The sequence below is a fragment of the Streptomyces niphimycinicus genome, assembly GCF_018883605.1.
In the GTDB taxonomy this organism is placed as follows: Bacteria; Actinomycetota; Actinomycetes; order Streptomycetales; family Streptomycetaceae; genus Streptomyces; species Streptomyces niphimycinicus.
Genome location: NZ_JAHLEM010000667.1, coordinates 1 through 7,715, shown reverse-complemented (window position 1 = coordinate 7,715; position 7,715 = coordinate 1). Strand labels below are relative to the sequence as shown.

The window sequence follows — 7,715 nt, the reverse complement described above, 5'->3', positions numbered from 1 at the left end:
CAGGGTCCGCGTCGTAGAGCGAGTCGAGGTCCCAGCCGCGGTCCTCGGGGAACGGCGTGATGGCGTCCTCGGCCCCGCTCAGCAGCCGCCAGAACTCCTCGGGGGAGCGCACCCCGCCGGGGAAGCGGCAGCTCATCCCGACGATCGCGATGGGCTCACGGGCCGCGGACTCCACATCCTGTAGACGCTGCCGCGCCTGGTGCAGATCAGCCGTCACCCGCCGGAGGTAGCCGAGCAGCTTTTCTTGTTCCGACATCAGAACCTCTCGGGGTCGCGCTTCGGGAGCGGGGTGGTCGGCGGGCAGGTGGTGTGGGTTCGTGGGTGCGCCGTGGTGGCGGCCGCTGATCGGATCACGACGTCCCGAACTCCTGGTCGATGAAGGCGAAGAGCTCGTCGGCCTCCGCCGTCTCCAGATGTTCGGCGACATCCTGGGCATCGCCGGAATCGGTGGTCGGGCCATCCGGCGCCGGGCCGCCACGGCCGCCGTCCCAGTGGGACAGCAGACGCTTCAACCGGCCGGCCACCATGGCCCGGGTGTCGTCGTCGGCCGCCGTGCTGGTGCCGAGCAACGCCGCTTCCAGCCGGTCGAGTTCGGTGGCCACGTCCGTCGGTTCGTCCGCCGCCACGGGGGCGATCTCCGCGTTCAGATGTGCGGCCAGCGCGGCGGGGGTCGGGTAGTCGAAGATGAGGGTCGCGGGCAGCCGCAGCCCGCTGGCCGCGTTCAGCCGGTTGCGCAGCTCGACCGCGGTGAGCGAGTCGAAGCCCAGCTCCAGGAAGCCACGATCGGTGTCCACCGCCGACGCCGCCCCATGGCCGAGGACGGTGGCGGCGTGTTCCTGGACCAGCCGCAGCAGCGTCCGCTGCCGCTCCCCCTGGCCGAGCCCGGCGAGCCGCCGCACCAGCGGCGCCTCCTGCGAACCGGACTCGTCCTGAGCCGAGGCACGCCGGGACACCACGGGCCGCCGTACGAGCCCGCTGAGCAACGGCGGCACGGGGGTGGTGTCGGCGGTGGCCGCCAGGTGGCCGAGGTCGAGCCGCGCGGGCACCACCACGCCTTCGGCCAGCCGCCCGGCCGTGTCGAACAGCCGCAACCCCTCCTCGGAGGAGAACGGCACCAGTCCGCCCCGTGTCATACGGGAGAGGTCCGCCTCGGCGAGGTGTCCGGTCATCCCGCTGCGCTCGGCCCACATGCCCCAGGCCAGCGACACTCCGGGCAGGCCCATGGCCCGGCGCCGCTGGGCCAGTCCGTCCAGGAATGTGTTGGCGGCGGCGTAGTTGGCCTGGCCCGCGGACCCCAGGACACCGGCGGCCGAGGAGAACAGGGCGAACATGGCCACATCGAAACGGCGCGTCAGCTCATGCAGATGCCACGCCCCGTCGACCTTGGCCCGCAGCACCGCGTCCAGCCGCTCCGGTGTCAGCGAGGTCACCGTGCCGTCGTCCAGGAGGCCCGCGGCATGGACCACACCGGTCAGACCGTGTCCGTCATCGGGCAGCCCCGCCAGCAGACCGGCCAGCGCGTCGCGGTCGGCGACATCGCAGGCGGCGATGTCGACCGAGGCCCCCAGGGCCGTCAGCTCCGTCTCGAGCGCCGTCATGCTCTCGGCGGCGCGGCCACGGCGGCTGACCAGCAGCAGCCGGCGGATGCCGTGCTCCGTCACCAGATGCCGGGCGACCAGTCCGCCCAGGACGCCTCCGGCGCCGGTGATCAGTACGGTGCCCTCCGGGTCCAGCGTGGCCGGAACGCTCAGCACCAGCTTGCCCACGTGGCGGGCCTGGCTCATGAACCGGAACGCCTCGGGGGACCTGCGCACATCCCACACCCGGGTGGGCAGCGGACGCAGTTCACCTCGCTCGAAGAGGGCCACGATCTCGGCGAGCATCTCCCCGATGCGCTCAGAGCCCGCCTCCGCCAGGTCGAACGCCCGGTACAGCACGCCCGGATGGGCCGCCGCCACCTCGTCGGCCGACCGCACATCCGTCTTGCCCATTTCGATGAACCGGCCGCCCTCGCCCAGCAGCCGCAGCGACGCGTCCACGAACTCACCGGCCAGGGAGTCCAGGACCACATCCACACCACGACCGGCCGAGGAGTCCTTGAACCGCTCCTCGAACTCCAGCGTCCGCGACGAGGCGATATGCGCCTCATCCAGCCCGAGACCGCGCAGCACATCCCACTTGGCCTCGCTCGCGGTCGCGAACACCTCACAGTCCCAGGCCCGCGCCAACTGCACCGCCGCGATTCCCACACCACCGGCCGCGGCGTGGACCAGCAGCGACTCACCGCGCCGGAGGCCCGCCAGCTCGCGCAACGCGTACAAAGCCGTCACGAACACGACCGGGACGGAGGCGGCCTCGGTGAAGGACCAGCCGTCCGGGATCCGCACCAGGGTGCGGTGGTCGACCACGGCCAACGGCCCGAAACCGCCCTCCCACAGCCCCATCACGCGGTCGCCGACGGCGAGGGAGGCCACACCGGAACCGGTGGCCACGACCACACCGGCCCCCTCGCCACCCATCATGGCCTCGCCCGGATACATCCCCAGGGAGATCAGGACATCGCGGAAGTTCAGGCCCGTGGCGCGCACCGCGACCCGCACCTCGTGCTCGCCGAGCTCCCCGGTGGCGTCCGTGGCCGTGGCCAGCGCCAGGCCCTCCAGCGTGCCCGTTCCGGACGCCTCCAGCCGCCATGCCGCCGCATCAGCCGGCGGCGTCAGCACACCCCTCGCGGCACCGGAGGCCAGACGCGGCACCAGCATCTCGGCGCCGCGCACCGCGACCTGCGGTTCCCCGGTGGACACCGCCTGGTGCACCAGGGCCTGCGACTCCTCGCCGCCGTCCACGTCCAGCAGGACGAACCGGTCCGGATTCTCGGCCTGCGCCGACCGCACCAGCCCCCACACCGGGGCCGCCGCCAGGTCACGCGGGTCCACACCGTCCTCGGTCGCCATCGCGCCCCGGGTCACGAGCACCAGCCGCGCCTCGGCGAACCGGTCCTCCGCCAGCCATGCCCGCACCATGTCCAGGGTCTGGTGGGCCACCGCCCGCGTGGCCGGAACGACGTCCTCGCCGGGGGCGGAGGAGACGCTCACGAACACCAGGTTCGGCAGGGGAGCGCCGGACGCCACATGCGCCGCGAGAGCAGCCAGGTCGGCGTGTTCCTCCACCGACCCGTCGGCCGCCTTCAGCGCCCGGGCCAGGCCGAAGACATCGGGCCCTGCCACGGCACACCGGTCCGTCGCGGGGACGGGGGCGGCAGTGGACGCCGCGACCCACTCCACCCGGTAGAGCGACTCGCCGTCCTCGGTGGACGACGCCAGTTGCGCTTCCGAGACCGGCCGGGTGACCAGCGCGTCCGCCGACGCCACCGGCGTACCGGCGGCATCCGCCACCAGCACCGACATCCCATCGGCGCCCGTGCGGGTCAGTCGTACGCGCAGGGAGGTCGCGCCGGTGGCGTACAGCGACACACCGCTCCACAGGAACGGCAGCCGGATCCCGCCCGAGCTTCCCTCGCTCTCCGCGGCGGCGGACACCAGCCAGGCGTGCAGCGCCGTGTCGAGCAGCGCGGGGTGCAGCCCGAACCGGGCCGCCTCCGCCCGCGACTCCTCCGGCAGCGCCACCTCCGCGAAGACCTCATCACCCATGCGCCAGACGGCACGCAGCCCCTGGAACACCGGCCCGTACGCCAGCCCGGTGGCCGCCACGTCCTCGTAGAAGCCCGCGGTCTCGACCGCCTCCGCCCCCGCCGGCGGCCATGCGCTCAGGTCCACCGGACCCGTTGTCGCGTCGGCTGCGGATGCCAGGGTCAGCACGCCCTTCGCATGGCACGTCCAGGACGCCTCAGGGCCGCCATCACGACGGGAATAGACACTGACCTCACGCCGCCCGTCCGGCCCCGGCCCGCTCACCATGAGCTGGGTCTGGACCGCCCCCTCCTCGGGCAGCACCAGGGGCGCCTCCAGCGTCAGCTCCTCCAGCCGGTCACAACCGACCGCGTCACCGGCTCGCGAGGCCAACTCGACAAACGCCGTACCGGGCAGGATGACCCGGCCCAGCACCGCATGGTCGGCCAGCCAGGGATGCGTACGCAGCGACAGCCGGCCGGTCAGCAGGAACCCGTCGGAGTCGGGCAGCGGCACGGCAGCACCGAGCAACGGATGCCCGGCCGAGTCCAGCCCCGCCGAAGACACATCAGCGGCGTCGCCCGCTTCGGGGTCGAGCCAGAAGCGCGCGCGCTGGAAGGCATACGTCGGCAGATCAACGCGCCTGGCCGCCGTTCCGGCGAACACTCCCGCCCAGTCGACGGACAGACCGCCCACATACGCCTCGGCCAGAGACGCCATAAACCGGTCCAGGCCGCCTTCCTCGCGGCGCAGCGAACCCACGGCGGTGACGCGGGTGCCGTGGTCCTCGGCCGTCTGCTCCACCCCCATGGTGAGCACCGGATGGGCACTGGCCTCGATGAACACCTGGAAGCCGTCGGTCAGCAGAACACGGACGGTCTCGTCGAAGCGCACCGTCTGCCGCAGATTCCGGTACCAGTACCCGGCGTCCATCTCCGTGGTGTCCAGCACCCCGCCGGTCACCGTCGAATAGAACGGCACCGACGAGGAGCGCGGGGTGATTCCCGCGAGGATCTGCTGAAGCTCGTCCTCGATGGCCTCGACGTGAGCGCAGTGGGAGGCGTAGTCCACCGGGACGCGCCGCGCCCGGATCCCCTCGCCCTCGCATGCGCCGAGCAGTTCGTCCAGCGCGTCGGCGTCGCCGGAGACCACGACCGCCGAGGGCCCGTTCACCGCCGCCACCGACAGCCGCTCACCCCATGCCTCGAGCCGCTCCCGCACCGAGTCCACCGGCAGCGACACCGACACCATGCCACCGCGCCCGGACAGCGCCCGCAGCGCCTGGCTGCGCAGTGCCACCACCTTCGCGGCGTCCTCCAGCGACAGCGCACCCGCCACACACGCCGCCGCGATCTCACCCTGGGAGTGACCGATGACCGCCGCGGGCTCGACACCGTAGGAGCGCCACAGATCCGCCAGCGACACCATCACCGCCCACAGCACCGGCTGGACCACATCGACCCGCTCCAGCGCCTCCGCGCTGCCTTCGCCACCCCGCAGCACCTCCGCGAGCGGCCAGTCCACGAACGGCGCCAACGCCGCCGCGCACTCCCCGATCCGCTCCGCGAACGCCGGGGAGGACTCCAGCAGTTCTGCCGCCATCCCCACCCACTGCGACCCCTGACCGGGGAAGACAAGCACGGCCTGGTCGCGAGCGGTGGCCATCCCCCGTACCACACCGGGTGCCACATTCCCCTCGGCCAACGCGCCCAGGCCGTTCAGGAGGCCGTCGCCGTCGCCCGCCAGCACCACCGCGCGGTGTTCGAACACACTGCGCGTGGTCGCCAACGACAGCCCGACATCGGCGGGCGAGAACTCCCGGTGCTCACGCACATGCGTCAGCAGCCGCTCCGCCTGTGCCTCGACCGCGCTGTCCGACCGTCCGGAGATCACCCACGGCGTGCTCTCCGGCAGTTCCGCGGCCGGGACGTCGTCATCGGCGGCGGGGCCGGCAGCGTCGTCCAGCGGAGCCTGTTCCAGCACGGCGTGGGCATTGGTGCCACTCATCCCGAAGGATGAGACGCCCGCGCGCCGCGGCCGTCCCGTCTCCGGCCAGGGCATGTCGTCCGTCAGCAGGCTCACCCCGCCCGCGGACCAGTCCACATGCGGCGACGGCTCATCGATGTGCAGCGACTTCGGCAGCGCGCCGTGCCGCATCGCCATCACCATCTTGATGACACCGGCCACACCGGCCGCAGCCTGCGCATGGCCGATGTTCGACTTCACCGAGCCGAGCCACAGCGGCTGGTCCGCGGGCCGGTCCTGGCCGTAGGTGGCCAGCACGGCCTGGGCCTCGATGGGATCGCCCAGCTTGGTGCCGGTGCCATGTGCCTCGACCGCGTCCACCTCGGTGGCCGACAGCCGGGCGTTGGCCAGCGCGGCGCGGATCACCCGCTGCTGAGACGGGCCGTTCGGGGCGGTCAGGCCGTTGGACGCACCGTCCTGGTTGGTCGCCGTACCCCGGACGAGGGCCAGCACCTCATGCCCGTTGCGCTGGGCGTCCGACAGCCGCTCCACGAGCAGCAGGCCGACGCCCTCGGCGAATCCGAAGCCGTCGGCGGCATCGCTGAACGCCTTGCACTTGCCGTCCACGGACAGCGCGCGCTGACGGCTGAAGTCCACCAGCCCGAGCTGCGTGGACATCACGGTGGCACCACCGGCCAGCGCCATATCGCATTCGCCCTGGCGCAGCGCCTGGACCGCCAGATGCAGTGCGACCAGCGACGACGAGCACGCGGTGTCCACCGTCACGGCGGGACCCTCAAGGCCCAGGGTGTAGGAGATACGGCCCGAGGCCACGCTGCCCGCGCTGCCGATGCCGAGGTAGCCCTCGATGCCTTCGGGAGAGTGTCCTTGCAGTCGGGTGCCGTAGTCGTTGTAGACCACGCCGACGAAGACGCCGGTCCGGCTGCCCTTCGCCGTCTCGGGAGCGATACCGGCCCGCTCGAACGCCTCCCACGACGTCTCCAGCAGCAGTCGCTGCTGCGGGTCCATCGACAGCGCCTCGCGCGGCGAGATCCCGAAGAACTCCGGGTCGAACTGGTCGGCCTCGTAGAGGAAGCCACCGTTGCGGGCGTAGTACGTGCCCTCATGCGAGGGGTCGGGGTTGTATGCCGACTCGAGGTCCCAGCCACGGTTGGACGGGAGCGACGACGTGGCGTCGGTGCCCGCCATCACCAGTTGCCACAGCTCCTCGGGGGTCCGCACCCCGCCGGGGAAGCGGCAGCTCATGGCCACGATCGCGATCGGGTCGTCGTCCGTGCCCGACGGGGCGTCGAATGATCCGCCCGCCGTCGGTGCCGTGGTGGCCGTGCCCTGGGATCCGAGGATCTCCGAGCGCAGATAGCCCGCCAGTACGGTCGGGTTCGGGTAGTCGAAAACGAGTGTCGCCGGGAGGCGCAGCCCGGTTTCGGCGCTGAGGCGGTTCCGCAACTCCACGGCGGTGAGGGAGTCGAAGCCCAGTTCCTTGAAGGGCCGTCCCACCTCCACGGTGTCCGACTTCGCATGTCCCAGGGCGGCCGCCACCTGGATGCGGATCAGCCCCTCGAGCAGGAACTGCTCCTGTTCCGCCTCGGACATGCTGAGCAGTCGTCGCCGCAGGCGGGCGGCGATGTCGTCCACGTCGGTGTCTCCGGCGCCCGCGGCACGCCGGACGGTCATCCCCGGTACGACGTTGCGGAAGAGGGCGGGGAGTTCGGCGCCCTGCGCGCGCAGCGCCGGGATGTCCAGCCGGAAGAGAACCGGTACGACCGCGTCCGAGACCAGGGCCGCGTCGAACAGCTCAAGCCCCTCGTCCGTGGCCAGTGGCACCACGCCCGAGCGGGATATCCGCAGGATGTCTTCCTCGCCGAGGTGTCCGGTCATGCCGCTGGCCTCGGCCCACAGGCCCCACGCCATCGACACACCCGGCAGCCCCTGGGCCCGGCGCCAGGACGCCAGACCGTCCAGGAACACATTCGCCGCCGCGTAATTGCTCTGCCCCGCGCCACCCAGCACACCAGTGGCCGAGGAGAACAGCACGAACGCCGACAGGTCCATCCCCGCGGTCAGCTCATGCAGATTCCATGCCGCGTCCACCTTCGCCCGCAG

2 protein-coding genes are annotated in these 7,715 nt (G+C 72.1%); both read right to left on the bottom strand.

Annotation, left to right across the window (positions count from 1 at the left end; all coding sequences use genetic code 11):
- Positions 1-256: beta-ketoacyl synthase N-terminal-like domain-containing protein (locus KN815_RS39715; protein ID WP_216346662.1), on the bottom strand; the 256-nt coding region annotated here is incomplete at its 3' end.
- A gap of 94 nt (positions 257-350) precedes the next feature.
- On the bottom strand, positions 351-7,715 hold a 7,365-nt coding region (locus KN815_RS39710; RefSeq protein WP_216346661.1), incomplete at its 5' end, for a type I polyketide synthase.